General features: G+C 66.2%; 33 protein-coding genes. 30 read left to right on the top strand and 3 right to left on the bottom strand.

What is annotated here, in order from left to right; all coding sequences use genetic code 11:
* The first annotated feature begins 65 nt into the window (after positions 1 to 65).
* The 10 genes from ACFWW8_RS11305 to ACFWW8_RS11260 all read left to right on the top strand — a co-directional run bounded on the left by ACFWW8_RS11305 (position 66) and on the right by ACFWW8_RS11260 (position 11848).
* Positions 66 to 806: a hypothetical protein gene (locus tag ACFWW8_RS11305; RefSeq protein WP_386526701.1), complete on the top strand. Its 741-nt coding sequence runs from the start codon at positions 66 to 68 to the stop codon at positions 804 to 806.
* Positions 807 to 912: 106 nt separating this feature from the next.
* Positions 913 to 1251: a phage tail assembly protein gene (locus ACFWW8_RS11300; RefSeq protein ID WP_215147546.1), complete on the top strand. Its 339-nt coding sequence runs from the start codon at positions 913 to 915 to the stop codon at positions 1249 to 1251.
* A 110-nt stretch (positions 1252 to 1361) separates the two neighbouring features.
* Positions 1362 to 1625 carry a hypothetical protein gene (locus ACFWW8_RS11295; protein ID WP_267843440.1) on the top strand — a complete coding sequence of 88 codons (264 nt, stop codon included), beginning with the start codon at positions 1362 to 1364 and terminating at the stop codon, positions 1623 to 1625.
* A gap of 4 nt (positions 1626 to 1629) precedes the next feature.
* Positions 1630 to 6057: a hypothetical protein gene (locus ACFWW8_RS11290; RefSeq protein ID WP_386526696.1), complete on the top strand. Its 4428-nt coding sequence runs from the start codon at positions 1630 to 1632 to the stop codon at positions 6055 to 6057.
* Entirely contained in the window at positions 6054 to 6899 is an 846-nt protein-coding gene (locus tag ACFWW8_RS11285; RefSeq protein WP_386526693.1) for a phage tail family protein, read from the top strand. The genes ACFWW8_RS11290 and ACFWW8_RS11285 overlap by 4 nt, the downstream gene beginning before the upstream one ends.
* Complete coding sequence (locus ACFWW8_RS11280) at positions 6899 to 9091, top strand: siphovirus ReqiPepy6 Gp37-like family protein (RefSeq protein WP_386526690.1); 2193 nt, start codon at positions 6899 to 6901, stop codon at positions 9089 to 9091. The genes ACFWW8_RS11285 and ACFWW8_RS11280 overlap by 1 nt, the downstream gene beginning before the upstream one ends.
* Positions 9092 to 9104: 13 nt before the next feature.
* Positions 9105 to 10421 carry a tail fiber domain-containing protein gene (locus ACFWW8_RS11275; RefSeq protein WP_386526687.1) on the top strand — a complete coding sequence of 439 codons (1317 nt, stop codon included), beginning with the start codon at positions 9105 to 9107 and terminating at the stop codon, positions 10419 to 10421.
* Complete coding sequence (locus ACFWW8_RS11270) at positions 10418 to 10768, top strand: DUF2746 domain-containing protein (RefSeq protein ID WP_386526685.1); 351 nt, start codon at positions 10418 to 10420, stop codon at positions 10766 to 10768. Before ACFWW8_RS11275 ends, ACFWW8_RS11270 begins: the two co-directional genes overlap by 4 nt.
* Before the next feature lie 70 nt (positions 10769 to 10838).
* Positions 10839 to 11633 carry a CHAP domain-containing protein gene (locus ACFWW8_RS11265; RefSeq protein ID WP_386526682.1) on the top strand — a complete coding sequence of 265 codons (795 nt, stop codon included), beginning with the start codon at positions 10839 to 10841 and terminating at the stop codon, positions 11631 to 11633.
* A complete protein-coding gene (locus tag ACFWW8_RS11260; protein WP_386526679.1) occupies positions 11630 to 11848 on the top strand; it encodes a hypothetical protein in 219 nt (72 codons plus the stop codon). The genes ACFWW8_RS11265 and ACFWW8_RS11260 overlap by 4 nt, the downstream gene beginning before the upstream one ends.
* 54 nt (positions 11849 to 11902) lie before the next feature.
* On the opposite strand, the gene ACFWW8_RS11255 is transcribed toward ACFWW8_RS11260, so the two are convergent.
* The 3 genes from ACFWW8_RS11255 to ACFWW8_RS11245 all read right to left on the bottom strand — a co-directional run bounded on the left by ACFWW8_RS11255 (position 11903) and on the right by ACFWW8_RS11245 (position 14103).
* The gene (locus ACFWW8_RS11255; protein ID WP_386526677.1) at positions 11903 to 12304 is read right to left on the bottom strand and encodes a hypothetical protein; all 402 of its coding nucleotides are present in this window, start codon (positions 12302 to 12304) and stop codon (positions 11903 to 11905) included.
* Positions 12305 to 12378: 74 nt separating this feature from the next.
* Positions 12379 to 13077 carry a hypothetical protein gene (locus tag ACFWW8_RS11250; protein ID WP_386526674.1) on the bottom strand — a complete coding sequence of 233 codons (699 nt, stop codon included), beginning with the start codon at positions 13075 to 13077 and terminating at the stop codon, positions 12379 to 12381.
* A 51-nt stretch (positions 13078 to 13128) separates the two neighbouring features.
* Positions 13129 to 14103, bottom strand: a complete 975-nt coding sequence (locus ACFWW8_RS11245) for a hypothetical protein (RefSeq protein WP_386526672.1) — start codon at positions 14101 to 14103, stop codon at positions 13129 to 13131.
* A 237-nt stretch (positions 14104 to 14340) separates the two neighbouring features.
* Here ACFWW8_RS11245 and ACFWW8_RS11240 point away from each other — a divergent pair, with 237 nt between their 5' ends.
* From ACFWW8_RS11240 to ACFWW8_RS11145, 20 genes are all read left to right on the top strand, one after another.
* On the top strand, positions 14341 to 14829 hold the full coding sequence (locus ACFWW8_RS11240) for a hypothetical protein (protein ID WP_386526670.1): 489 nt from the start codon (positions 14341 to 14343) through the stop codon (positions 14827 to 14829).
* A gap of 289 nt (positions 14830 to 15118) precedes the next feature.
* Positions 15119 to 15571 (top strand): hypothetical protein, encoded by a 453-nt coding sequence (locus ACFWW8_RS11235; RefSeq protein WP_386526667.1) that lies wholly within the window; start codon positions 15119 to 15121, stop codon positions 15569 to 15571.
* Entirely contained in the window at positions 15568 to 16500 is a 933-nt protein-coding gene (locus ACFWW8_RS11230; RefSeq protein WP_386526665.1) for a hypothetical protein, read from the top strand. The genes ACFWW8_RS11235 and ACFWW8_RS11230 overlap by 4 nt, the downstream gene beginning before the upstream one ends.
* A 156-nt stretch (positions 16501 to 16656) precedes the next feature.
* The gene (locus ACFWW8_RS11225; RefSeq protein WP_386526662.1) at positions 16657 to 17037 is read left to right on the top strand and encodes a hypothetical protein; all 381 of its coding nucleotides are present in this window, start codon (positions 16657 to 16659) and stop codon (positions 17035 to 17037) included.
* 115 nt (positions 17038 to 17152) lie between these two features.
* Entirely contained in the window at positions 17153 to 17590 is a 438-nt protein-coding gene (locus ACFWW8_RS11220; RefSeq protein ID WP_267843458.1) for a hypothetical protein, read from the top strand.
* A gap of 64 nt (positions 17591 to 17654) precedes the next feature.
* A complete protein-coding gene (locus ACFWW8_RS11215) occupies positions 17655 to 18065 on the top strand; it encodes a deaminase (protein WP_269288048.1) in 411 nt (136 codons plus the stop codon).
* A complete protein-coding gene (locus ACFWW8_RS11210) occupies positions 18049 to 18921 on the top strand; it encodes an AAA family ATPase (RefSeq protein ID WP_386526660.1) in 873 nt (290 codons plus the stop codon). Before ACFWW8_RS11215 ends, ACFWW8_RS11210 begins: the two co-directional genes overlap by 17 nt.
* A 3-nt stretch (positions 18922 to 18924) precedes the next feature.
* Positions 18925 to 19299, top strand: coding sequence for a hypothetical protein (locus tag ACFWW8_RS11205; RefSeq protein WP_386526657.1), 375 nt, complete (start codon positions 18925 to 18927; stop codon positions 19297 to 19299).
* Positions 19296 to 19448 carry a hypothetical protein gene (locus tag ACFWW8_RS11200; protein WP_386526655.1) on the top strand — a complete coding sequence of 51 codons (153 nt, stop codon included), beginning with the start codon at positions 19296 to 19298 and terminating at the stop codon, positions 19446 to 19448. The genes ACFWW8_RS11205 and ACFWW8_RS11200 overlap by 4 nt, the downstream gene beginning before the upstream one ends.
* Positions 19445 to 19858 (top strand): CHC2 zinc finger domain-containing protein, encoded by a 414-nt coding sequence (locus ACFWW8_RS11195; RefSeq protein WP_324290295.1) that lies wholly within the window; start codon positions 19445 to 19447, stop codon positions 19856 to 19858. Before ACFWW8_RS11200 ends, ACFWW8_RS11195 begins: the two co-directional genes overlap by 4 nt.
* Positions 19851 to 20357 carry a toprim domain-containing protein gene (locus ACFWW8_RS11190; protein WP_269288422.1) on the top strand — a complete coding sequence of 169 codons (507 nt, stop codon included), beginning with the start codon at positions 19851 to 19853 and terminating at the stop codon, positions 20355 to 20357. Before ACFWW8_RS11195 ends, ACFWW8_RS11190 begins: the two co-directional genes overlap by 8 nt.
* The gene (locus ACFWW8_RS11185) at positions 20354 to 20719 is read left to right on the top strand and encodes a hypothetical protein (protein WP_386526652.1); all 366 of its coding nucleotides are present in this window, start codon (positions 20354 to 20356) and stop codon (positions 20717 to 20719) included. The genes ACFWW8_RS11190 and ACFWW8_RS11185 overlap by 4 nt, the downstream gene beginning before the upstream one ends.
* Positions 20719 to 20886, top strand: a complete 168-nt coding sequence (locus ACFWW8_RS11180; RefSeq protein ID WP_267843758.1) for a hypothetical protein — start codon at positions 20719 to 20721, stop codon at positions 20884 to 20886. The genes ACFWW8_RS11185 and ACFWW8_RS11180 overlap by 1 nt, the downstream gene beginning before the upstream one ends.
* On the top strand, positions 20883 to 21089 hold the full coding sequence (locus ACFWW8_RS11175; RefSeq protein ID WP_215147586.1) for a hypothetical protein: 207 nt from the start codon (positions 20883 to 20885) through the stop codon (positions 21087 to 21089). The genes ACFWW8_RS11180 and ACFWW8_RS11175 overlap by 4 nt, the downstream gene beginning before the upstream one ends.
* A gap of 3 nt (positions 21090 to 21092) precedes the next feature.
* Positions 21093 to 22286 (top strand): hypothetical protein, encoded by a 1194-nt coding sequence (locus ACFWW8_RS11170; RefSeq protein WP_386526649.1) that lies wholly within the window; start codon positions 21093 to 21095, stop codon positions 22284 to 22286.
* On the top strand, positions 22283 to 22606 hold the full coding sequence (locus tag ACFWW8_RS11165) for a hypothetical protein (RefSeq protein ID WP_386526648.1): 324 nt from the start codon (positions 22283 to 22285) through the stop codon (positions 22604 to 22606). The genes ACFWW8_RS11170 and ACFWW8_RS11165 overlap by 4 nt, the downstream gene beginning before the upstream one ends.
* Positions 22603 to 22986, top strand: a complete 384-nt coding sequence (locus ACFWW8_RS11160) for a hypothetical protein (protein WP_386526646.1) — start codon at positions 22603 to 22605, stop codon at positions 22984 to 22986. Before ACFWW8_RS11165 ends, ACFWW8_RS11160 begins: the two co-directional genes overlap by 4 nt.
* Positions 22983 to 23381 (top strand): hypothetical protein, encoded by a 399-nt coding sequence (locus ACFWW8_RS11155; RefSeq protein WP_386526644.1) that lies wholly within the window; start codon positions 22983 to 22985, stop codon positions 23379 to 23381. Before ACFWW8_RS11160 ends, ACFWW8_RS11155 begins: the two co-directional genes overlap by 4 nt.
* Positions 23378 to 25570: a ribonucleoside-triphosphate reductase, adenosylcobalamin-dependent gene (gene nrdJ, locus ACFWW8_RS11150; protein ID WP_386526641.1), complete on the top strand. Its 2193-nt coding sequence runs from the start codon at positions 23378 to 23380 to the stop codon at positions 25568 to 25570. The genes ACFWW8_RS11155 and nrdJ overlap by 4 nt, the downstream gene beginning before the upstream one ends.
* 32 nt (positions 25571 to 25602) lie before the next feature.
* Positions 25603 to 25875, top strand: a complete 273-nt coding sequence (locus tag ACFWW8_RS11145) for a hypothetical protein (RefSeq protein ID WP_386526639.1) — start codon at positions 25603 to 25605, stop codon at positions 25873 to 25875.
* Positions 25876 to 25937 lie beyond the last annotated feature (62 nt).

The raw sequence follows: 25937 nt of genomic DNA, 5'->3' as shown, positions 1-25937 counted from the left end.
CAAGGCCCGGACCCCATTCGCGGGGTGCCGGGCCTTTTGCATGCGCGAGTAAGGATGCAGCCCTCTTGGCGATCAATGACCTGGCCACCCTCGTTGTAGGTAGTGGCAATTACCTGACGGCCCCTGTCGGCACGACCATGCCGGCGGACCTTCTGACGCCACTCAGTCCGTGGCAGAACGTCGGTCACACCTCCCTCGAAGACATCTTCGGCATTACTTCCGAGGGCGGTGAGGCGACCACAATTGGAAGCCTCCAGAACAAGAGCCTCCGCACGAAGTACAGCGCGCGGACCGAAACGATGACGTTCACTTTGCAGCAGTTTGATACTGCTGGCCTGAAGCTGTATTTCGGTTCCAACGCTCCAATTCTGCCTGACGGTTCCGTTGGTGTCCCGACCAACCCGGAGCCGACTCAGTCTGCATTCCTCGCGGTATTCGTGGACGGCGACAATCATTTCGCTTTCTACGCTCCTCGCGCGGAAGTCTACCGGGCTGACGATATGGCGATCTCGGACACAGAGTCTCTCGCCGGACTACCGATCGGCGTCAAGCCCATGGTCCACGGAAACAACACCTGGACGTACGCGATCACGCCCCTGGGCGGGGTTCTGGCGACCGGCGCGACTGCCGGAACTCCGGGCTCCTTCACTCCGGAGGGCGCTGTCGTCCCGGCCAACCTGGCCGCGCTGGCCGGTGTGATCGCGACTCCGACGACGAAGTGGACCACAGGTCAGCACGTGAACCTCGGCGACGGCTCGAAGGCGTACTGGAACACCACGGTCTGGGCCGCCGGCACCGCCACCTGATCCCCCTGACTCCCGGCGCGGGCGTATTGCGGACCCGCCCGCGCCGGGCTTCTCCCTCTCGGTCCGCTCCCCTTTCCCATTTTCTTTCTGGAGGTCCGCAAACCCCATGGCTTCTTTCTCTCTTGACGACATCCGTGCCGCCGCGGAGCGCAAGTACGGCAGCACTGATATTCAGGTCGGCGACGACACGGTACGGCTCCTCAACCCGCTGCGCCTGCCCAAGGCCCGGCGCGATGTACTGATGTCCCTTCAGGAGCAGATGGGCAAGGAGGAATCCGACCAGGCTGAGCTTCTGTCGGAGGCCATCCTTACCATCGCCGCGTCCGAGAAGGCGGCACAGAACCTCCTTAACGAGGTGGACGGCGACCTCGCGATCCTCGCGGAAATCTTCGGCCACTACGGCGAGAGCACTCAGGTGGGGGAAGCCTCGGCCTCGCAGGGCTGATCGACGAATACGGAGAGGGCCTTTACCCGGACCTGCTTTTCCACTTCGGCATTGACCTGTCCGAGGTGATCGCAGGCCGGGGCCCTTCTCCCGCTCTCGTCCTTCTGCTCGTGCAGAGGCTTCCCGATACCTGCCTTACCGTCGCCCTCGCGTCTGGCGGCCGTGAGCATTTCGGCTGGGGTCAGGACCGGCATTTGTCGGCTGACCTCTTCGACTCAATTAATCAAAACACCCGCGCCACCGGCCAGTGGGGCAAGGGCAAGGCCCCGAAAATCCCGCAGTACCCGAGACCGCAGGCGAAGAAGGCCGAGAAGAAAAAGGCCAAGAAGCCGCGCTCCGTCGCGGAGATTTACAAGCACTTCCAGCGGAGGTAAGCCGGTGTCGGATGTTCAGATTGTCGGCCGCGTTGCGGTCAAGGTCATGCCGGATACGTCCGGCTTCAAAGAAGACCTGAAGAAGAAGCTCGAAAAGATCGAGAACGATCTAGCGATCACCATTCGCACAAAGGCTGATGCAACCGGTGCCCGCAAGGATGTCCTCGAAGCCGTACGGGCCATCAACGCCGACAACAAGAAGACCGACACCCGCAAGATCCGCTTCTACACGAAGCTCGACCTGGCCGGGATGTCCGGCGAGGTGACGAGGGCGGTACGCGAGTACCAGTCCCGCGCGAACCAGCACCGGATCACCTTCTCCGCCACCGGCCGCCAGGTCGTACAGGAAGCCCGCAGGACCCAGCGCCAGGCGCAGGCCGAGCTGTCCGATCTGCGCCTCGGCGTGAACCTCGACAACCAGGGCTCCGTTCTGGCGGCTATCGGGCGGGTTAAGGCCGCGCTCGTCGCGATCGGTGAGACGGACATCGAGATCGACCTCAACGAGGGGTCGCTGAACGCGGCGATCGACTTGTTCGAGGAGCGCCTCGACGAGATCGGGCACGTCAAGCTCCAGGTCGACCAGGAGAGCGAGTCCTCGGTCAAGGCCGCTGTCGCAGCCATCGACCGCGAGTTGCAGCGCCTCGCCGAAACCGAGCTGAAGGTCAAGCTCGACCGCGACTCCCTGGAAGAGGCGAAGGGGAACCTCGTCGCGGAGTCCCGCGCGGCAGCTCTGCAGGCTGCCGGCGAAATCCAAGACCAGCTCGACGCCATCCAGATCCGACCGAAGCTCGACGAGCAGAAGGTCGCGCAGGTGAAGCGGCAGCTCGAAGCGGCCTTCGAGCAGATGCGGACCCTGCGGTCACAGATCACGCCCGAGCTGGACGCCCTTGCCGCGCAGAAGGTCAAGCGGGACATCGACGACCTTCAGGACCGCATCGACGGCCTCAAGGCCGAGATCGAGCCCGAGCTGTCGCGGACGGGCGTCCTGGCCACAATCGCGCACATGGCGGTCCTCACACGGGACCGCTTCGTCGACCTGATCCCGCGCGTCAAGCTGTCGGCTGCGGCCACCGCTGCGGCGATGCTGCAAGCTCTCTCCGGTGCCCGCGTCCTGGGCGACATGTTCGAGCGCCTGGGCAACATGGTCCGGAACTTGGACAAGTCGGCGCCGATCATCGGCACCCTGGCGACGGCGATGGCGGGCCTCGCGGGCTGGGGCATCACCGCGGCTTCCAACCTCTTCACGATGTCGGCGAGCCTGGCTCAGATCGGCGCAACTTCCCTTGCCCTGCCGGGAATTCTGGGCGGCATGGCGATCGGCATAGCCGCCACCGTCGCCGCCTTCAAGGATTTCAACAAGGTCTTGCCGCAGGTCAAGGGGCAGCTCTCGCAGCTCCAGAATCTGATCAGCGAGAACTTCTGGAAGCACGCGAAGACCCCGATCCGGGAACTGATAGACACGCTCCTGCCCGAGCTGACGGCAGGGTTCGGGAAGACCTCCACGCAGCTCGGCCAGTTCTTCGGCGGCTTCGCCGACTCGCTCAAGTCGTCCTTGGCCCCGGCCCTGGGCGGCATGTTCGACGACCTCTCCAAGTCGATCGACATCGCCACCACTGGCACGGGCGCTTTCGCCAACATCATCAAGGTTCTAGGCGAGGTCGGCGCGGGCTACCTCCCCCAGCTCGCGCAGTGGTTCGTGGATGTCTCCACGAAGGCGTCTAACTGGCTGAACCAGAAGGGCGAGTCCGGGCTCCGCGAGGAGATCGACGCGGGCATACAGGCGCTCAAAGACCTCGGCGGAATCCTGATGGAGACGGGCGGCATCTTCGCCGGCATCTCCCGGGCGGCCACCGAAGCTGGCGGCTCCACCCTCGGCATGATCCGCCAGACCCTCGCCGGGGTTCACGAGGCGATCGACAGCAGTGGCGTGCAGGCGAAGATGGTCGGCCTGTTCACCGCAGCCCACGAGGCCATGTCCAACATGGCGGCGCAGGGCGGCGGCGAGGTGAAAGCTTTCTTCGGGCAGTTCGTCGGCCTGCTGACGGAAATCCTCCCGCAGGTCGGCACGATCCTCGGCACGGCCATGGGCGCCGTAGCCGCCGGGCTTAACCAGCCGGAAGTGTTCGCCGGTGTCTACGCGCTTTTCGATGGAATTCAGGTCGCGGTAAACGCCTTGGCTCCCGCCATGGCCCCCCTCGGCCAGGCTTTTGGCGTAATTCTTACCCTGGTCGGCTCTTTCCTGGCAATGCTGGGCCCTCTGGTCGCTGCCGTTCTGACGCCGCTTTCCCAGGCTTTCATTATGCTGGCACCAGCGATCGAGCCCCTTATCGGTTTGCTCGGCGAAGGTCTAATGGGGATAGTCGCCGCGCTCGCTCCGTTGATCATGACGGTGGTCGAAGCTTGTGCGCCACTTATCGAGGCACTTGTCGCTGGACTCGCTCCGATTATCCCGCTAATTTCGGCAGCGCTCGCTGTAATGTCGGCGGCACTTCAGCCGGTCATCGAAATTCTGATGCAGATTTTGACGGCCGCAATTCTCCCGCTGATTCCAGTGGTGCAATCGCTGGCCGCCGAATACCTGCCTCTGATCTCGGAAGCCTTCTCTGCTGTCATGGAGGCCATTCAGCCATTCCTTCAGGCACTCCTCGCAATCGTGAATTTCCTGATGCCGATCTTGGCGCCTGCCATTGAGTTCATCGCTGGCATTCTCCTCGGCTCCCTGGTCGGAGCGATCAACGGCGTTGCCGACGTGTTCACCGGCCTCTGGAACGTATTCAAGGGCGTCTGGGACATGATCGTCGGCTACTTCAAGGTGATCATCGGCATCTTCGTCGGTTCGATCACGGGCGACTGGAGCATGTTCGACAAGGGCTTGCGGCAGGTCTGGAACGGAATCAAGTCGTTCCTGTCCGGCCTTTGGGATGTCGTCAAGGGTCTGTTCATGATTTTCCTGAACATCGGAATTCTCGGTGTCGGAAAGAAGATCCTGATGGGCGTGAAATCCCTGTGGGATAACGTCTGGAACAGCATCAAGACATTTGCCACAGGTCTGTGGAGCTCCATCAGGACGAACTTCTCGGCTTTCATGACTGCCCTGAAGGAAGCGCCTGGCGCTGCCCTTCGCGCGATCGTTAAGTTCTTCTCGGATACCTGGAAGGGCATCAAGTCCGACGCGGGCATTCTCTGGGAAGCAGTGAAGACGGTCTTCAAAACGAAGATCGATGACTGCGTTAAGTTCGTCAAGGACATCCCGCAGAACGTCAAGCAGATATTCGGCGACGCAAAGTCTCTACTCATGGACGCGGGCCGGAAAATCATCACGGGTCTGATCGATGGACTCAAGAGCATGATCGGCTCCGTCAAGAGCACACTTGGCGACCTGACGAGCAAGATCAAGGACTGGAAGGGTCCGGCTCCCAAGGATGCCGTTCTCCTTTACGACGCTGGCAAGCTCATCATTCAGGGTCTGATCAAGGGCCTTGAATCTCAGTACGACAAGGTGAAGCAGTCCCTCAACGAGCTGACTGCGAAGATCCCGAAGAACGCTTCGAAGGGCCTGAAGGACCGGATCAACAAGGACCGGACCGCTCTTCTGAAGTTGGCCGCCCAGTGGGAGGCCGGATCGAAGCGGCTGGAAGCTGCGCGGGACAAGCTCGACAAGCTCCGCGAGGACGCCAGCCGGTACGCGCAGTCGGTCGCGGACAAGGTCATCAGCACGGGCGATGTCACGAAGATCAAGGACACGTCCTTCAACGGGATCTCGTCGGAGCTGAAGAACGCGGTGGAGCAGGCGAAGCGATTCGCCGACGTGCTGAAGAAGCTCAAGACGCTCGGCCTCAACACCGAGAGCTTCGACCAGATCGCAACGGCTGGCCCCGAGGCCGGGCTCGCTGCGGCCGAGGCCATCGCCAACGCGGGCGCGTCCGGTGTCGCTGAGATCAACGCCTTGCAGAAGGAGTTGGAGAAGTACGCCGGCAAGGCCGGGTCCACCGCGTCGCACTACATGTACGACGCCGGGGTCAAGGCAGCCGAGGGCCTGGTCAAGGGCCTTGAGGCGCAGCAAGGCGCGATCGAGAAGGCGATGCTCCGCATCGCTGACGCGATGGTCAAGGCGATCAAGCAGGCCCTCGACATCCACTCGCCCTCGCGCCTGTTCCGGAAGCTCGGCTCGTTCGTCGGCAAGGGCTTCGGCCTGGGCGTCCAGGACGAGCGGGGCCGCGTCGAACGTGCCACCAACGCGCTCGCTTCGAGCGCGACCTCGGGGGCGTCTCGCGAGGTCACGGCCGCTGTCTCTGGCGGCCTGGCGGCGGCCGAGTCCGGCCGGTCCGTGACGAAGGTCTTGAACTACTACGCGGGCTCGGCAAGCGGCTCCCTCTCGTCCGAGGAGGAGCTGTTCGCGGCTGCCTCGCGGGCAAGGATGGTCGGCTGGTGAAGCTCGAACTGGCTTCGGCCGCAGACAGGCTGGACCTGGATGGGTTCGAGAAGAACGGGCTGGGGTTCCAGGCCCTCGCCGGGATAACCGGCCTGGGCCTGCCCCAGCTCTCCGTTCAGTGGCTTGAAGGCGCGGGGGACGGCGCCGCCTATCGTGGGCGGCGCGTCCTCCCCCGTGACATAGACATCCCCCTCGACATCGTGGGGCGGGACAGGGTGCACCTCGCCGAGCTGGTAAACCGCCTCGCGCGGGTACTCGCCGCGGATTGCACCCTGACCTACATCGACGCCGAAGGCGCACGCTGGTCCACCCCCGTCCAGTGGACCGGCGGAGGCGACATTGACCCCGGCTCGGGCGAACGGGACGTGCAGACCGTCATCACGCTCCGGGCCCCCTCCCCCTACTTCCTGGCGGAGGCGGCGCAGACGGTCTCGATCGGCGGGGCCACGGCCGCCCCGTTCCTTTCGTCGATGTCGTCGATGCCCCTCGCATCGTCACAGGCGATGGGCGACGTGCAGTTCTCCAACGAAGGCGACGTGCCGGCGTACCCCGTCTGGGAGGTGACCGGGCCTGGCGACAACTTCAAGGCAATCAGCCCCAAGGGCGAAGTTCTGCACTGGACGGGAACGGTTGTCGCTGGCAAGAAGCTGATCATCGACATGGGCACCGGCATCGTTCTTGACGACGTGACTGGAGCGAACTGGTACCGGTACCTCGCGCCCGCTCCTAGCTTCTGGTCTGTGCCGCCGGGAACCTCGACGGTTACGGCCTCTCTCCTGAACACCACCTCCGCCTCGCGGATCGTGTGCTCCTGGCGTCCCCGGAAGTGGGTGGTGATCTAGTGCGTCAAGAGGATCTGCTCGTCGAGGTACGCGACAAGACCCTGACCCGCGTCGGCGCCATCCCTGCTGATCTCCTCACGCTGGAAGCCGAGGACGTACACAACAACGTTGGCACGTGGAAGCTCAGCATCAACGCCGAGCACCCCCTCGCCTCCGTCCTCGCGACGCCGGGTGCCGGCATCATCGTCACCGGCCCCAGCGACGTTCTGTTCTCGGGGCCAGTGACCAAGACGGAGAACGCTGCCACGGCAACGGACCCGCTCGGCACGCTGAAGGTCGAGGGCGTAGACGACACGATCATCCTGTCGGACATGCTGGCCTGGCCCGATCCCTCCAACGGGAACGCGGCCAGCCAGAACTTCGCCTACGACGAGCGCAGCGGTCCGGCCGAGTCCCTCATGCACGCCTACGTCTCCGTGAACTGCGGACCGTCGGCCCCCGCCAACCGACGCCGTGCCCGTCTCATCATGGGCACGAACGGCGCACGGGGTGCGACTGTCGCCAAGGCGGCTCGCTTCCAGCAGCTCGGCGAGCTGTGCAAGGAACTCGCCGAGTCTGCCAACCTCGGCTTCCGCGTGGTGCAGCGCGGTGCGGATCTCGTCTTCGAGACGTACGCGGTGCAGGACCGTACAAAGGAAGCCCGGCTCGGCGTCGTGAACAACACGCTGGCCGGTCAGCGAGTCTCGGTGTCGACTCCACAGAAGACCCGGGTCATCGTCGGTGGTGACGGCGACGGGTCGAACCGGCTGTTCGTCCCTGTCGACAACGCAGACTCGATTGCCTCCGAGTCGGACTGGGGTCGCAGGATCGAGACGTTCATCGACGAGCGCTCTTCCACGGACACGGCCGAGCTGACGCAGAAGGGCACCGAAGCCCTTGCCGAGGGCGGCATGACAGTCACCGCGGCTCAGGCCGTACCGATGGAGGACAGCGCACTCGACTTCGGGCGCGACTGGTTCCTCGGCGACAGGGTGTCCGTCATCGTGGGCACATCGGAGATGACTGCCGTAGTCACAGGCATGGTCCTGAAAATCGACTCGGACGGCTACCGCCTCGGCGCGACGCTGGGCGATCCGACCCCGCTCAACCCTGCGATGGCAGAGGCGAAAGCGGCGAAGGAACTGGAGTCTCGCGTCTCCTCGCTTGAACGGACGGCAGAAGCCAGCCCTGCCGGGGCTCGAGAACTGCCGGCAGGCACGCTTACTCAGGCCAGCGTCCCGGACGACTACCCCGAGCGCGCAACCGTCATGTACCTCACGGCAGCGGACGCCACCGCTGGCGGCTGGGACTTCGGCGGCAAGTACGGCTTCATCACCACCCGCCGCCAGGCGAACGGAGACGCCTACCAGACATGGAGTCGGGTGCACGCCGCCGCGACGACGCATGAAGAGTGGGTACGCGGCGGAAACAGGTCATCCGGCTGGAGCGCCTGGCGGCAAGTCGGCTTCGACAACCAGCTCGTTGCGGCGGATTTCACCTCCGCCTCCCTGCCGAGCGCGTATCCCTTCGGGGTGTCGACGCTCACCATGAACGAGACGCAGGCGATTGCCGGCGGCTGGGCGTTCGGCTCGGGCGGCAAGTACGGCGTCCTGCGCACCGTTCACCCCGTGGGTTCCACCTTCGCCCACCAGACATGGCTTCGGCTGAGTCCCACGGTCACCGAGGAGTGGACCCGTTCGGGCAACGACGCTGCGGGCTGGACGGCATGGCGAACGTCGGCGCACAACGAGAAGGCTGCGAAGGGCGCCGTCTCGATCCAGAACCTCGCCACCTCGGCGTACATCGGCGACACGGCCGCCGTGATCTACACCCAGCAGTTCACGGCCGAGGCGGGCCGCTGCTACAAGGTCGTGCTCAGGATCGCGGCCATCGACACAGACGGCACGGGCGACAACGCCACCGTCCGTTACGCGAAGCAGGGTGCGTACACAACCGTCCGATGGGCCGCAGGCACCACCGTGACGACTTCAAGCACGCTCGTCGGCGACGCATTCAGCACGACCTTCGACGACGACTCGAACACGTCGACCGGCCTTGACATCAGCTGCTACATCAACAACCCCCCGGCCGGACCGATCGCGGTCGGCGTCACGCTCAACACCCGCCGCGCCGCAGCGACGTACGGCATGGTCCGGTACCTGCCGGGTGCGCTGTCGACGCTCGTCGTCGAGGATGCGGGCGCGGCACTCTAAGGAGCTTCCCCCTTTGGCAATCACCTCCTACCCCTTCGACGGCCAGGCCGTCACGGAGACCCAGTTCTCCCAGATGTTCCGCGAGTTCCAGGACTCAGGTGTCGTCACCTCTCTCGGTGCGTCTGGATTCTCCGTGAGCGCCTCGACCGGCATGACGCTCACCGTGGGGTCCGGCCTCGCCTTCGTGCGGGGACACATGGTGCAGTCGACGGCCACAGAGAACGTGACCATCGCAGCGGCAAGCACTCAGGTCCGCGTCGACCGCGTTGTCCTGAAGCTGGACCCGGCAACCAACTCGATCACCCTCGCCGTGAAGGCCGGCACCGCGGGCTCGACCACTCCCCCGGCCCTGACGCAGACGGACACCGGGATCTACGAGATGGCCCTGGCTTCGGTGACGGTCGCGGCGAGCGTCACCTCGATCACGTCCGGGGACATCACCGCGACCCGCCCCTTTGTGGGACACCGCGTCGGCGCGTGGATCACTGCCACCCGCCCCACGTCCCCGCGACTGGGACAGCTCGGCTTCAACAACTCCACCGACTCGTGGGAATACTGGACCGGCTCCGCCTGGGCCCCCCTGCTCTCGACAGTGGACTGGGCCAACCTGTCCGGCAAGCCCACCACTTTCACGCCGTCCACCCACACGCACACCTGGTCCCAGATCAGCGACCGGCCATCGACCATGACCCCGACTGCGCACACGCACGACTGGAGCCAGGTCACGGCCAAGCCCACGAGTTTTGCCCCGAGCGCGCACGGCCACGCCTGGTCGCAGCTAACGGGTGTCCCCTCGACCTTCGCCCCAAGTTCTCACTCGCACTCCTGGGACAGCATCACCTCGAAGCCGTCGACCTTCGCGCCGAGCTCCCACTCCCACTCCGGCTACCTGGGGTCCGGGGACACAATCCACCGCGCCAACGGCTCGGACCGTCCGCACTCCTACACCGCTACAGGCTCCACCTGGTACGCGGTGTGGGTCGACGGCAACCACAACTTCTGCCGCAACACCAGCGCACGGCGCTACAAGGAGAACATCCGGGACATCGACATCGACCCCGATGCGGTTCTGTCCCTGCGCCCCCGCGTCTACGACCGCAAGCCCACCGTGAACGACGAGGGCGAGACCGTCGAGGGGCGTCGGGACGAGTTCGGCCTGATCGCCGAAGAGGTCGAGGAGACACTTCCCGAGATCGTCATCCGCGACGAAGAGGGCCAGATCGACAGCGTGCGCTATGACCTGATCGGCGTCGCGCTTCTGTCCGTCGTCCAAGACCAGGCAGAGCGCATCGAACGTCTGGAGCAGCTCGTCAGGGACATGTCCCGATGAATTTCGACCCGGCCGTTCAGGTGGCCATCGTCTCCGCCGGCGGAATGGTCACCGCGGCTTTGGTCGGTGTCCTGGTCGAACTGGTGCGACGCCAGGGGACAGCCATTGCGGAGGTGCGTGAGCACGCGCAGGAAGCCCGCGATCAGGTCTCCAACACTCACAGCACGAACCTGCGGGACGACGTGGACAAGGTGATCGCGGGACTCGATCGAGTCCTTGAGGGACAGGTTCGACACAGCCGGGACATCCGCGATCTGCGCGCCGATCTGTCCCATGAGCGCATCGAACGCCTCGCCGTGTCGGAGCGCCTCGACACTCACATCTCGACCTCTGCCCCCACCACGTAAGACGACCCACACCCCCAGGCCCTGTCCCCACCGGACGGGGCCTTTCGCATGTCTCGAAGGAGGACCCACCGTGAGCACTCAGGCTCAGAAGATCCTCGGCATCGCACGTGCCGAGAAGGGCTACCAGGAGGGCCGGAAGTCCGGCCACTGGAACAACGACCAGAAGTACAGCAACGAGACCCCCGGCCTGGAGTGGAGCGACTTCCAGGCGTGGTGCGCGACCTTCGTCTCCTGGTGCGCGCTGAAGGCCGGGGTCGCCGCCCTCTACCCGCGTACCGCGTCGTGCCTGACCGGCGTGAGCTGGTTCAAGCAGCGCAAGCAGTTCTCTGCCTATCCGGCGGTCGGTGCGCAGGTGTTCTTCGGCAAGAACGGCGGGACGCACACCGGCCTCGTCTACGACTACGACGACACGTACGTCTACACGATCGAGGGCAACACCAACGGCAACGGTTCGCCCGAGGGCGACGGCGTGTACGAGAAGAAGCACCGTCGTACCGATGCCTACGTGTACGGGTACGGCTATCCGGCCTTCGCCGAGGGGATCAAGTCGGCCGACCCGGCATGGAAGGACAAGGCTCCGAAGCCGCAGCCGCCGGCACCGCAGCCCGCATCGCAGATCGTCGCGCTGAACCCGGCGGTGAAGCCCGGTGCCGAGCACGCCCAGGTGCGCGACCTTCAGCGGCTTCTCATCAAGGCCGGTTACGGTCCGATCAACGGGGCCGTGACCAGCCTCTACGGGCCTGAGACTCAGCGGGCAGTGGCCCGCTTCCACGACCGAAACCCCGCCTACCGCAGCGGCCTGTACGACCCGCGGATCGGGCCTAAGGGCTTCGTCGCACTTCAGAAGCAGGCGGGCCACCGATGAGCAAGATGCTTATGCCCGGCTCGAAGCCGCCCGGCCTCCTGTCCCTGCTGCCCGTCCGCTACCGCTCGCGGGCCGGGGCGTTCCTGGCCGCGCTCGGCGTGATCGTGAGCGTCTGCGCCATCGTCTACGCCGACAAGCCGGAGGTGGCCGTCATCGTCCAGATCGCAACCGCCCTCGGCCTGGTCGAGTCCCCGGACTCCGAACCCACCGAGTGAAGCCACGCCCCCCTGCCGGTCCTCACGGGCTGGCAGGGGGGCGTTTTCGTCGTCTCAGGACTCGGCAGCCTTTGCGGCCTTGCTGGCTTCGATCTCATCCATCGTCATGACGGGAGTTCGGGAGCGGCGTCCCGAGGGCCGGGCGGGCCTGCCGCTCTCGGCAGCCTTCTTCGCCTTCGCCTTCGCTGCCGGCGGCGACTGCTGTCCGGGCACTTCGGCCTTCACGTCCCGAGCCGCCGCGAAGATGGCCGCCTCCGCGCGTTCGAGAGGGGCCAGCTCCGGAGGTCCCTGGGCGGCAAGGTCATCGCCGAAGAGGTCTCTCAGAGGCGCGGCGTCTTCGTCGCACAGGTCGCGGTCGCGGGGCTCAGCACCCGTGAGGGCAAGGGTGTACCGGGTTGTGGCGCGGTCCTTGCTCTTGCACTGGTCGCATAGGCGCACGGTGATCGTTAGTTCCATTTCGGCGCCCCCTCGCGCTGCGTGACTCTGTATATGTTGATTGTCGCTCATGGAGGGGGCGCGGGTCGAAGTTGTCACATGGAGGGGGACTCAAGCCTCTGGAGGTAGCGGCTGCCGGTACGCCGGTCACGGCCCATCAGCTTCGCCAGGTTCGGGCCGTTGACCTCCTGGCCCTTAGCCGCCAGGGCCTTAACGGCGTCCCTGATCTCGTCGAGGCTGGCAGTCGGACGGCCGGGACGCCGCCGCGCGCGAGCCTTGGCAACCTCGTCGACCAGGGGCTCCCCGCCGTCGAGGGTCGGCTGAACCGGCTTGGCCTCCTGGTCCTGGTGCTCGTCGTGCTCCTGGCCCTCGACGGCCTGCGCGGCTTCCGCCGGCACCGGCTTCGCGGCGCGGATGACCATGTGGGCGACGTGTCCGGCGACGATCGCAGGGACGGCGGAGACGGCGGCGACCAGCTCCTTCGAGGAGGTCATGTACCCCGCCGAAATCCAGTGGGCGACGACCTGCCCGGCAAGGGTCATACCGAGGGCTCCCACGGCACCCGCTATCGCCGACCCTCGGCCCTTTTCCCCCTTGGCCCGGCTCTCGGTGAACCAGACCGCGACGACGGCGTACACGGACATGCAGACCGGCATACCGGCGGCGACCCATTCGTTCCAGCCTGCGGTGCGGGCGAGCTGGTACTCGCCGGGGGCAGACATGGCCAGGGCGACGGCGAGGACGAGGCCGCCCACGACGTAGGCGTACCGGGGCATACGGGCAGACGAAGACATGGCTGTGCCTTTCAGAGGCAGTGCGAAATTGGAGAAAGTTCGAGGGGGCCGTCAGGCGCGGGACGGCTGCACCATGGCTGCGCGGGCCTCGGCGGCACGGTCGCGGTAGTTCGCGACGAAGCCGTTCTCTTCCGGCTGGGTCAGGTCGGCACCGGTCTGCGATGCGGCGATCAGCTCGCGGGCGAAGTCGCTCAGCTCGACGCCCGAGCAGACGCCGCAGATGCCGGAGTCCTGGCCAGCAGGCAGGAGACGGCCACAGCCGTCTGTGGCGCAGTCGGTGTACTTGCGCCACTGGCGCTTGCGCTCGGGCCGCTTGCGGTCGAGGCGGTCCTCGATCAGCTTCTTCGCGCTGTAGACCTTCCTAGGAAGCCCCTGCGTCACTGCGTCGGTGATCTCGGCGATGGTGGCTCCACGGTCCAGCCAGTCAGCGAGGGACGGCACCAGCGCACCGACCTGGCGCTCGTTGAGCTTGAGCCGGGGGTCGATCGCGGCAAAGCGCCGAAGGAGGCGTGCGGCCTCGGTCTCCTGCTTGCTGTCTTTCAGGCTCTCGCCCTCCCTCTCCTTGCCGGCGCCCAGTTCGGACGGCGCAGGCTCGGCCTTGGCGGGAGGGTTGGGAGGGTTCTTTCTCCTGTACTTAGAAGAGTCCTTTTCCCCGTTAGGGGACGTACCCGCCTTACTGGTGGCCGAAGGGCTGGTGACCGGGCATGTGGGAACCGGGGAAGAGGCTAGGTTCGGCAGCTCGTACACGTCCACAGACGAGACGATCTGGTTCGACTCGTCGTCGCGGGCGGTCTTCGTCACCCAGTAGCCGAATTCGCGCAGCTCAGTGACGGCCTTGGCCACCGCGGATCGGCCCTGCGGGTAGTTGTCCGAGAGAGTCCGGACGTTCTCTTTGACCCCACTGGGCAGGGAAAGGACGAGAGCGAGGATGCCGCGCGCCGTGTGGCTGATGCGCGGGTCCTGTATCGCCTTGTTGGCGATGATCACGAAGTCCCGCTCATGCGTCGGGATACGATGGATCTGCATTGGGAGTGGAAGCTCCTGGTGCCGGACCCCGGGGTGTTAGCGCACCGCCGGGGTCACCTGTTTATTGCGCCTGACCAGGGAGTTTCGTAAACCTGGCACGCGGCGGATCAGCTTCGCTGTCGGGTTCAGCTTGACATGATCACTAGTCGTTGGTCAATCTTTACTCGAACAAGACAGGTTCGGGGTCATCCTGGGGGATGAGCGCGGACAGCTCAGACCGACACCCGAGGGAGACACATGCCCGCGTCGAAGATCGTCGACGAGCAGGAAGTCATCCAGTGGTTCAAGGATGGCTTGACCTACCCCGAGATGCAGAGGATCTACGAGGAGAAGTACGGGATCGTGACGACCGCCCCCATGTGGTCTTCCTTCCGGCGCCGAAGGGGTCTCGACCGGAGGAATCTAAGGGCTGACGACCTGCTGCCTTGGAGGATGAAGGAGGAGCATAGGCACCAATATCCGCCCATCATGCTCCGAATCGAGGCCCGGCTGCGCGAGGAGGAGGCGGCCCTAGAGCGGGGTGATGAGCCGAGGCGCCCCGTAAGCGAGCGGGACAAGAAGCGCCTGGAGTCCTGGAAGAAGGGCCTCAGGGCGGACGGGCTTGACCTCGTTGTCCACTACGACGCCGACACCGAGGAGGGCTTCTTCCTGGTGCCGCGCAGGCCCGAAGACACTGACCTCATCCGTAAGCCCCCTCGTAAGACCGGCAACCAAGCTCGGGACTGACCCTACACCCGAACACTCGAACGCGCATTCGAACGCCGGGCGCCCTCCCCGCACAGAAGGGTTGCCCTACCCCCGTCGCATATCGGCGGGGGTTTTCTCGTTCTCAAGACGTATGCGCCCCTGACCTGCGCATGAGTAGTGTGTGTTCACCTGCCGTTCACTTTTTGCGCACAAGCGGTGCCTGTCATTCCGCCTGCCCACCTGTCGCGCGAGCGGCGGTTGACACAGCGTGCAACGGCCACGTAGAAACAAGCCAGCAAGTTCAATGTTTACACCTGGGGGGCGAGCCGTGCCGCTGATCTTTAGCGAGCCTGTCTTGGACGAGAGGCCGACGAAGTACGGCGACACGAAGTGCATGTTCGTGCGGGACAAGGAAGACGTTCCGCATGAGGGAGGACTCCCCGACCTGTACGCCCTGGCCGTCAACGAAGACGGCACTCACGCAAGGACCGATAGCGTGCTCAGCGGTATCAAATCGAACCTTCCGTCCGGCGTTGAGCTGGTGGGAGACCCGGCAGCCTGGGACTGCGCGCTGATCGTCCACCCGAACACCCCTGCCTCACAGATGGTCGAGGTTTACGCCGCACTGCGCGGCGCGGACCTGGAGCCCATGAGCGAGGACGAGCACGAGCCCGAGCTGCTCGACGACGGCAGGGTCCGTATCTGGCTGGTGCCCACCGAACCGGGAGACCCGTTCGACGAGGACGCCTCCCCCGCCCAAGACCTGGAGATCGCAGCTTGAGAATCGTCGACCTGGCGCCGACGCCGACCGTCCCCCGCGACGGCTGGGACCGGCCGCTCGTCGTCCCTAAGCAGGGCGGCAAGCCCGTCCCGCTCACCCGCACGACGACGTACATCGACTGCATCGAGGACAAGACCGCCCTGTCCGGCTGGAAGTCACGGATGACCCTGGTGGGGGCCGCGAAGCGCCCCTCCCTGCTGGACGTGGTCAGGCAGCTGGACCCCGAGGACCCCGACGACAAGCGCAGGCTGAACATCCTCGCCGAGCAGGCCATGGACTTCTCCGGGGCCAACGCCAAGCGGGAGAAGGGCACCCACCTGCACACGCTGTCGGAGTACGCAGACCGCGGTGAGCCCCTGCCCGCCGGCACCACCCCACGAGACCAGCTCGACATGGCCGCCTACATGGGGACCACCGTCGAGTTCGACGTGAAGGCGGTGGAGGAGTTCGTCGTCGTGCCCGAGCTGGGCACAGGCGGAACGTTCGACCGGGTTCTCGAATACGCGGGGCCGGGCCCGGACGGCGAGCCCGTTGAGGGCCGCTTCATCGGCGACCTGAAGACAGGCAGCATTCAGTACGGCGGCCTAAAGATGGCGACGCAGCTTGCCGTCTACTCACGCGGGGAGCTGTACGACTACACGCGCTTCCCCGTGGACCCTGCGGACAAGAAGGCGTTCGCTGCATGGAAGAAGCGGGAAGTGCCGGCGGACGAGGCCGCGCAGGCGTACAACGCCCTGCCTGACGTGTCGCAGAAGTGGGGCATCATCATCAACCTGCCTGCGGGTTCGGCCGAGTGCACCCTTCACTGGGTGGACCTCGAAATCGGCTGGGCTGCGGCCAAGCTCGCCCGCGAGATCCGCGCCATGCGCAGCACGAAGGGCGCGATGCGCCCGTGGGTGACCGGCCTCACAGAATCCAAGACTGCCTAATCGCCGGCACGGGTGTTAAGTTTGACCCAAGAGCGAGGGAGTGAAGTGAAGGCAGACCAGGCAGAACTCGTAACGTCCTTTCCGGATGGATCGATCGGTATCACCATCAAATATGGCAAAAGCTACGAAGACACATGGGCGGTCTTCCGTGGCTCCGTGAGGCAGGTCCGCGAGCTGCTCTGCGACTACTTCGGGTTCGAGTGTAAAGATGTAACAAGCCTCTCGCTCAGCGACCTCGTTGTCAACGCGACGAGCCTCGCCCACGGCAAGGGGAACATCGCCTCGATCCTCGACGCGCGGATCATCCCGGACGACACCGCAGACACGGCACCCGCAGACGACCCCTGGGCGGCTGCCTCGGCCGCCCCGTCCCAGCCCAGTACCGACAGCGGCTCCGCCTGGATTCTCGGCGAGATCGAGAAGCAGACCAGCGTGGCCGACCTGCAAAAGCTGTGGGCGGCGAACCAGCCCCACTTCGCCGACCCCGCCGTGATGACCGCCTACAAGGCCCGCGGCCGGGCCCTGAAGACCGGCTGAGCCCGATGCCCGTCATCGTCCTCTGCCTTGTCCTGGCCCTGTCCGCGCTGGGCGCGGTCGTCACCCCCCGGCTCTCCGAGCCCACCCCCTATTACCGAACCGAAGGAGAAACCGAGTGCCCCTGAACCTCGTCGAGATCGCGACCGCTGGCGGCGGCTGGCTCAAGCCGAATGACGTGAAGGACGCCCCCGCCCTGCTGATCGAGGTCAACTCCTACGAGGCCCAGCGCCCCACCCCGAACGGGCCGAAGGACTCGGCCCTGTGCGACGTGACTGTCTTCAAGGACCGCGCCGCCCTCGACGCCATGAGCCCCGAGATCAACAAGGGGATGCGCATCGAGCAGACCCTCCTCGCCCGCGACCTCGCTGCGCTCGTGGGCAGCGCGACCATCGTCACCCTCGCCCAGATTCCGCCCAAGCGGCCGGGCGCGTACCCGGCATGGGTCTGGCGTCCCGTCGCCGACGCGAACACCCGCCAGGCGGTCATCAACTACGCCGATCAGCGCGAGGCAGCCGTCGAGGCCGCCGTCGCCGAGGCTCCGTCCTTCGACTGATCCACGCGACGAGCTGGGGGCCGGTCATCCGGCTGGCCCCCGCTCTCGCGGGTCTGGAGGACCCGTGAACCGTCCCTCCTGGGACTGCTGGGCGATGGGCATCGCTCAGGCCGTGGCCACACGTGCGGACTGCACGAGAGCCCAGGTCGGAGCTGTCGTCCTCTACGCCAACAAGCGCGACATGTCGCCGGGCTACAACGGCTTGCCGGCGGGCGTGCCCGGCTGCGCGACGGCAGGCAACTGCCCTCGCGGCCGCCTGTCCGTCGAGGACTGTGCGCGTGACTCGGACTATGCGAACTGTGCCGCGAGCCACGCGGAGAGGAACGCGATCGAGCGCGCGGACCCGAAGGAGCTTCCCGGCTCCACCTTGTACGTCACCCGCAAGCCGTGCCCGGCCTGCCTGACCTTGATCGAGGCGGTTGGTATCCGCCGCGTCGTCTACCGAGAGGAGATACCCAGTGCTGACCCCCGCTAGGTCGCTGTCCCTGCACGCCGAGTCCGGCAAGGAACTGCCGCGCGTCGAGGCGTTCGAGGCCCTGTACGGCATGGGATGCCGCCCGCGTCATGGCGAGGTGGTCATGATCGCGGGCAGGAGCGGCACGCAGAAGAGCGGCTTCGCCCTGTACTGGACGGCACAGATGGGCCTGCCGACCCTGTACTTCTCCGCCGACATGTCGGCCTTCACCGCGAGCAGCCGCCTGGCGTCCATGATGACCGGCGACACAACCGAGATGGTGGAAGCGGGCATGGGTGCCGGCGGCCGTCACCGCGTCGAGTACCTCAACGCCCTGTCGGGCCTGCCGTTCACCTTCTCGTTCGGCTCGCCGATCACGTGGCAGGCGATCGACGAGGAACTCGAAGCCTGGGTCGAGCTGTGGGACAACTACCCCGCCGTCTTCGTCTTCGACAATTTGATGGACTTCCAGAACGCCGAGTCGGACTACACCGAGCAGATGGCCGTGATGAGCGGCCTGACCGAACTGGCCCGTGCGACCGGCGCGACCGTCATCGTCCTGCACCACGCCTCCGACAAGTCGTGGGAGGCCAAGTCCGATCCATGGGCGCCGCCTTCCCGTGATCAAGTCAAGGGCGGGTTGTCGGAGAAACCGGAGCTGAGCCTCTCCGTGGCGCTGGACCCAAACTCGCACGAGTACCGGGTCGCAGTGATCAAGCAAAGGATGGGGCCCTGTGACCCCACGGCCAGGCGCTACGCGTCGATGCGCTGCCACCCCGAGGTGACGCGGTTCTCGAAGCTCGAACGCCTCGCCCCGGTCGCGGCGCCGGCACAGCCCTGGTCCCCGACCGCCATCCTTCAGAAGCAGGGAGTGTAAAGATTGACCACGATCGCTGAGCGGAACCGCGCCAACCGGCGCAAGGGTGCCGCCTGGGAGACGGAACTCCTCGCTGGCCTGCGGTCTGCGGGCGAGGACGCCGAGCGGCTGCGGCTGACCGGCGCCGAGGACGAAGGCGATCTCGTCGTCCGCGAGGACGGCGGTCTGTTCACGGTCATCGAGACGAAGAACGCCCGCTTCGAGCCGGGCCCCTTCCTCGACGAGGCCGAGCGCGAGCGCCTCAACTTCGCCAAGCACCGAGACATCGACCCGGCCCGCGTGGAGTCGCTCGTCATCGTCAAGCGCCGGGGCAAGAACTGGCGCCACGCCTTCGTTCTGACCACGGTCGAGAACTACTTCGGACTGGACACCGCGTGATCACGGTGACGTTCGAGGAAGAGGCCGAACGCGACCGGCTCATCGTCGAGTTGGGCCGGTTCGACCTGAGCGCGGCCACCGGCCAGGGCCTTGACGAACTCGGATACGACGACGGCAAGGGCTGGTTCGTCGGCAGGCGGGTGCCGTGAGGTTCAGCCGGATCGACAGCGACGACCAGGAGCACGAGAAGCCGACGCTCGAATCGGTTCTCTACCACTACGGCGTCGACTTCAACGACCAGCGCGCCACGGGCATGGCGCCGTGCCCGTTCCACGACGACCAGACCCCGTCCTTCTCCTGGAACACCGACCGGCAGCTCTGGAAGTGCCACTCGTGCAGCAGGGGCGGCGACTCATTCACTTTGATCATCGAAAAGGAAGGCACAGACTTTGTCGGAGCGCGAGCCCTTGCGGCCTCTCTCTCCCTCGCAACGCGAGATGCTGGAGGAAGCGACCGCGACCTATCAGGCAGCGCTTACGGCGGACGCCGCAAGGTATCTCCTCGGCCGGGGAATCGGCCGCGAGGAGGCGGCTACGTACCGGCTTGGCGTCGTGGGTGACCACCCGTTCCCCGGCCACGAGAAGTACAGGGGAATGCTCTCCATCCCCTACCTCGACCGTAACGACGCCCCGCTGACCATCCGGTTCCGCTGCCTGCAAGACCACGACCACCGCACCTTCGGCCACGGCAAGTACAACACCATCAAGGACGACCCGCCGCGCATGTACGGCGTCGGCTCCGTCCACAAGGCCGACAGCGTGATCGAGGTGACCGAGGGCGAACTCGACCGGATCATCCTGGAGAAGCTTGGCCTCCACGCGGTCGCCATCCCCGGCGCCTCCATCTGGCAGGGACGCCACAGGCGGATGCTCGCGGGCTTCAACAGGGTCCGGATCTGGGGTGATCCCGACGATGCCGGCGCCGAGTTCACCGCCCGCATCTGCCGAGCCCTGCGTTCCGCGAAGGGGATGCGGCTGCGGGCCGGAGACGTGACCGAGACCTACGTGCAGGAGGGGGCCGAAGCCCTGCTCGGCCTGATCAAGGAGGACGAACAGTGACCCAGACCACCGCGAAGAAGACCGCTCCTCGCAAGGCGCCGGCACGAACGGCCGACCCGCTGGCTGCCGTCCTGGCCGAGGTGCAGGCAGCCGCGAAGACCGTGGGCCCGATGCCCGCCCATCTCGTCGGCGGCGTGCATCCGGACCGGGGAATCGACGCCTACCGCAGGCGCGGCGAGGAGTGGGCCATCATCAACGCCGACCGGGGAGAGGTCGGTGTGCTGGGCGTCGATGGCCTGGCGATCGAGGTTGCCTTCGCGGCCTTCGGTGGGCGCACGCCTGAAGAGATCCGCGGTGGCCTTGTCCGCCTGGGCTCGCTCGCCGTGGCCGCTGTCGCGCAGATCGACCGGGAGGGCAAGTGATGGCCGCCGCGATGAGTGCCGAGCACTACCGCCAGGCCGCCGCAGAGCTGGACGCGTGGGAGCCGAAGGACCCGTGGGGAGTCGACTTCTACACGGGGCTCGGGGTGGACGAGGCCGTCAAGATCCTGCGCGCACGAGCTGACGAGCTGGAAGGGGGCACCGAATGAGCGAGGCCCTGCCCGGAGACCCTGGCCCGACCCTCACCCGCCTGTACGAGGAGCTGGAGCCCGACGTGCGAGAGACCGTCCTTGTCCGGCTGCTGGACGGCTCCTCGGCCGAGCGCCTCGCCCTGGTCCTGCGGCGGCACGGGCACACCGTGAGCGCATCCACCATCCGCACGTACCGCCGATCTCTTCGCGATGGAGTGTAAAGTTTGAACAAGACTGAGCTGTTGAACGACCTTCTCGCGACACCGACCGCACCGGCCATCAGCGGACGCCAGACCGACCCCGACAAGGACTTCACCCGTCAGATAGAGGTGTCGGGCGACGCGGCCGAGGTGACCGTCCGGGGCCCCGAGGGCATCGACCCGGAGTCGACGGCGGCCGACGTGCTCCGCGCCCACCAGCTCGACCCCGCCGAGTGGGAGGTCACCGGCTTCCGGTCGAGCGAGTGGACCATGGCCAACGGTGAGCCGGGGGTTTCCGCCCGCTTCTCCTTCGGCCGCCGCAAGGTGCCGGCGGTAGTCGAGCGACCGAACATCGACGAGCTTCTCGCCCTGTTCGACCAGGCGCCCGGTTTCGTTCAGAACGGCGAGGAAGGCGAGTTCGCCTTCATCGTCGCCTTGGGTGACATGCAGTTCGGCAAGATCGATGGCGACGGCTACGCGGGAACGCTGACGCGGGCGATGCACTGCATCGACCAGGCTGTCGATCGCCTCGCCGAGTATCAGGAGCGCTTCGACATCGAGCACGTCCACCTCGCGTGGCTCGGCGATCACGTCGAAGGTTTCGTCTCGCAGGGCGGCGCGAACGTGTGGCGGACTCAGCTCACGCTCACGGAACAGATCCGCCTTACCCGCCGACTGATGGCACACGCGATCATCCGGTTCGCCCCGATGGCCAGCCGCCTGACGGTCGTTGCCGTACCCGGCAACCACGGTGAGGCAGTGCGGCCGGGCGGGAAGGGCGTGACCCGGTACGACGACAGCCACGACACAGACGCCCTGATCTCGGTCAGCGAAGCCTTGGCGCTGGCGGGCGAGGAGTTTGCCCACGTCGAGGTGTACGTCCCCGACACGGACGAACTGACCGTCGTCGTCGAGTGCTCGGGAACGGTCGTCGCCCACGCCCACGGACACCAGTGGCGGCCCGGCAAACACTTCGAGTGGTGGCGCGGCCAGGCCTTCGACAAGACCTCGGCCATGCACACGGCCGATCTGCTCTTGAGCGGTCACCTGCATCACGAGTTCGTCGACACGGACGGTCCGAGGACGTTCATCCAGGTGCCGGCGATGGAGTCCGAGTCGACGTGGTGGCGACACATGAAGGGCACGCGCGGGGCGCCGGGCCTGATGGTCATGGTCACGAAGGACGGGGCCGTGCCGGTCAAGGAAGTGATCCGGTGACCGCCTCGGCCGACTGGCGGGTCCTTGACCTGCCCGCCGTGGTGGCCCTCGCGGGTCGTGCCGCCCGCCGTATCGCGGACGGCTACGAGGACACGCTGACGATGGAGTACGAGGACGCCCGGCAAGAGGCGCTCATCATCCTGGCGACGAAGCCCGGCATGGTGAATGAGTGCCTGGCCGATCCCTCGCTCGGCCTCGGCGTGCTCTATCACCGCCTGGTCCTTGACCTGGTCGACCGAGTGAAGACGGAAGCGAAGCGGCGCATCCGGCACACCTCCTACGAGGCGGCCTGCGAGGCGGCCGAGCGGGGGCGCGTGTGAGCGGATACGACCGGCGCCTCGTCGAGCACCTGCTTCCGGCCGTGTGGGACGTGGAAGCCGCGTACGGCATCCGCACCCCCACGGCCCCGGACGCGGACATGCCGAAGGGGACCGTCGATAAGAAGTCCGCGGGGACCTTGTTCGCCCACCTCGCCGACATCCGAACGGGCTGGAGGACAGCTCCCCTGTCCCGCGTCGAGCGGCGGGCCGTGTTCATGCGGTTCGCCCTCGACTGGGACGACAGGCGGATAGCGGCCCGCGAGACGGTCACCGACCGCGCCGTCCGGTACCGCCTCGAAAGGGCCGTGGGCAAGCTCGCGGCCCACCTCAACGGCACTGAATACGTGGACAGCTACGACGACTTGGAGTGTGCAGCGTGAGCGTGAACCCGCCCGAGGGAGCGGTAGCCGTCGAGCCTCCGCCCGACATGGGGCCGAACGACTACGAGTTCTGGGACGACCAGACCCGCACCTACTACGAGCGCCAAGAGGACGGCTCGGTCGTCTCCCGCCCGTACAACGAGGACGAGACCCGCCAGACCGACGAAACGCAGAACCGGACTGCACTGGAGATCACGGTCACCGGCCTGTCCGCCCTCCTCGCTGGTGACATCACCACGAACCTTGGCTACCTGACGTTCGCCGGCACCGAAGCCGAGATGAAGGACCAGGTCGCCAGGCTCACGGAGCAGTCGATCTCGCAGGCCGAGATGCTGTCCGCCCTCGCCCGGCTGGTGCTGCCCCGGCTCGACAGCCTCGACATCGAAATCAAGTGACCCCCCTCTCGAAGGAGACCCCCATCACCATCAGCACCACCCCCGTCGTGCCCTTCGGCCCCACCGGCCAGACCGTCTACGAGCGGACCTACAGCCGCACAAAGCCGGACGGCTCTCGGGAGACCTGGCCCGAGACCGTGCGCCGCGTCGCCGAGGGGAACCTCTCCCTCGTCTACGGCCCCGCCGAGGACTGGAGCGATGACGTACGGGCCGAGTACGACGAGCTGGTCACGGCCATGGACCGATTCGCGATCCTGCCCGCAGGCCGCCACCTGTGGGCCAGCGGAGTCAAGGGGCGTCAGTACCTCTTCAACTGCCACGTCTCGGGCTGGGGCGACAAGCTCAGCCGGCACTTCGAGTTCAGCTTCCTGAGGCTCATGGAAGGGGGCGGCGTCGGCGCCAACTACTCGACCCGCTTCCTCAAGCCGTACGCCTCCCCCCGCCGGGCCCTGACCGTGCACATCGTCTGCGACCCCGCCCACCCCGACTACGAGGACATGAAGTCCGCCGGCGTTCTCTCTGCCCACTACGACTCGGACTGGACCGGCGCCTTCGAGGTCGAGGACTCCCGCGAGGGCTGGGCCGCCGCGCTCGTCGACCTGATCGACACCTTCATGACCGACGACGAGGTGAAGCACGCCGACCGCGTGTACGACGTATCGCGCGTGCGCGGGAAGGGTGCCCGGCTGAAGACCTTCGGCGGTGTCGCATCAGGCCCGGCGCCGTTCGGCCGCATGATGCAGGAGATCGCCCGCGTTCTCAGCCAGGCCGCGCGCTGCCAGTCCTGCGGCGACACGGGAGTGGTCGAGGACTACCAGGGCTGCGACTGCTGCGAATCCTCGTTCCCTTGCGTGGACTGCCCTGAGCACCTGACCCCCGTCGAGGCGATGGAGATCGACCACGCCATCGCCGAGTGCGTGGTCTCCGGCGGCAACCGCCGGTCCGCCCGGATGGCCATCTGCCGCTGGAATGACCCCTACATCGAGGAGTTCCTGTCGTGCAAGGACGACCCTACGAAGCACTGGACGACGAACGTCAGCGTCGAGATCGACCAGGACTTCATCGACTACCTGTCCGGCGAGAAGCACGACGACTTCGGACCCGGCGGGAACGAGTGGGCCTGCATGGTGCACCGCAAGGTCGTCGAGGGGATGCTCAAGAACGGTGAGCCCGGCTATTGGAACTCGACCGCCTCGAACGTCGGCGAGCCCGGCGAGGTTGTGGCCACGAACCCGTGCGGCGAGATCGCGCTCATGCCGTGGGAGAACTGCAACCTCGGGCACGTCAACCTCGACGCCTTCGTGATCGACGGACACGAGGCGTACGACGAGAACGGCCTGAAGCGGGCGCACGAGCTGATCGCCCGCTTCCTGGTCCGCGCAACGTACGGCGACGTGAACGACGCGGAACAGGCCGAGCGCCTGGCCGCACAGCGCCGGATCGGAGTCGGCCACCTGGGCGTGCAGGGCTTCCTTGCCAAGCAGGGCATCCCTTACTCGAGCGCGCCGGCACACACCCGCTTCCGTCTCCTTCTCGGGCGGATGAAGCGCGCCGTCCGCCAGGCCGCCCGCGACTACGCCTTCGAGCTGCGGATACCCGAGCCGGTCAAGGTCACCACTGTGGCGCCGACTGGCACCGTGGCGAAGCTCCCCGGAGTGACGGAGGGCATCCACCCCGTCTACGCTCGCACCTTCCTGCGGCGCGTCCGCTTTTCGGTCGCCGACCCGGCCCAGGCCGCTAAGGTCGCGGAGTTCAAGGCCGAGGGGTACGAGGTCGAGCCCTGTGTGTACGACGCCTCCGGGAACACGATGGTCGTCACCTTCCCCACGCTGGACAAGCTCGTCGCGGAGGTGGAGGCGCGCGGCTACCCGACTTCCCTGGTCGAGTCCGCCGACGAGCTGACCCTCAACGAGCTGCTGGCCTTCCAGGCCATGTATCAGGCGGAGTACGCAGACAACGCGGTGAGCTTCACGGCGAACGTGCCCGAGGGCCTGGACCTCAATGAGACGGCGGACGTGATCGAGGAGTGGCTGCCCCACCTGAAGGGCACCACGATCATGGTTGACGGCACGCGACCGCAGGCACCGTACGAGCGAATCACCCGTGAAGAGTTCGACGCCTACGAGCTTTACCGAGTCGAGGACTCGACCGACGAGGAGTGCTCGACCGGCGCCTGTCCCGTGCGCTGAGGAGTGTCAGTGGGGACGTGCATGATGTCCACATGGATCGCGTGCACAAGATCACCAGCCTCGGCGGAGCCTGGAAGCCGGGCGATGTCATCCTCACCGCCGATGGCGAACTCCGCATCCGCGCCACCAACAATCCGGTGTACCCCTGGGGCTACCCGGACGAGGGCAACCTTCGGAGCGAGTTCGGTGAGCCCCACTTCGAAGGTGCGCTGAGGGAAGAGGATGTCGCCCGCCCCCTGACGCTCCTCGTCCGTGACGGAGTTGCTGTCGGGGGGCGGCTCATCGAAGAGAAGGAACTGCCGTAAGCACATGGCCAGTTGGGCTCCCGAGAGGGAGCCCATTTGGCGTTTTCGCAGGTAGGATGCCC

The organism is Streptomyces sp. NPDC058701 (assembly GCF_042715295.1).
GTDB lineage: Bacteria > Actinomycetota > Actinomycetes > Streptomycetales > Streptomycetaceae > Streptomyces.
Note: the sequence above shows the minus strand (reverse complement) of the source record. Positions and strands in the feature narration are given on the sequence as shown.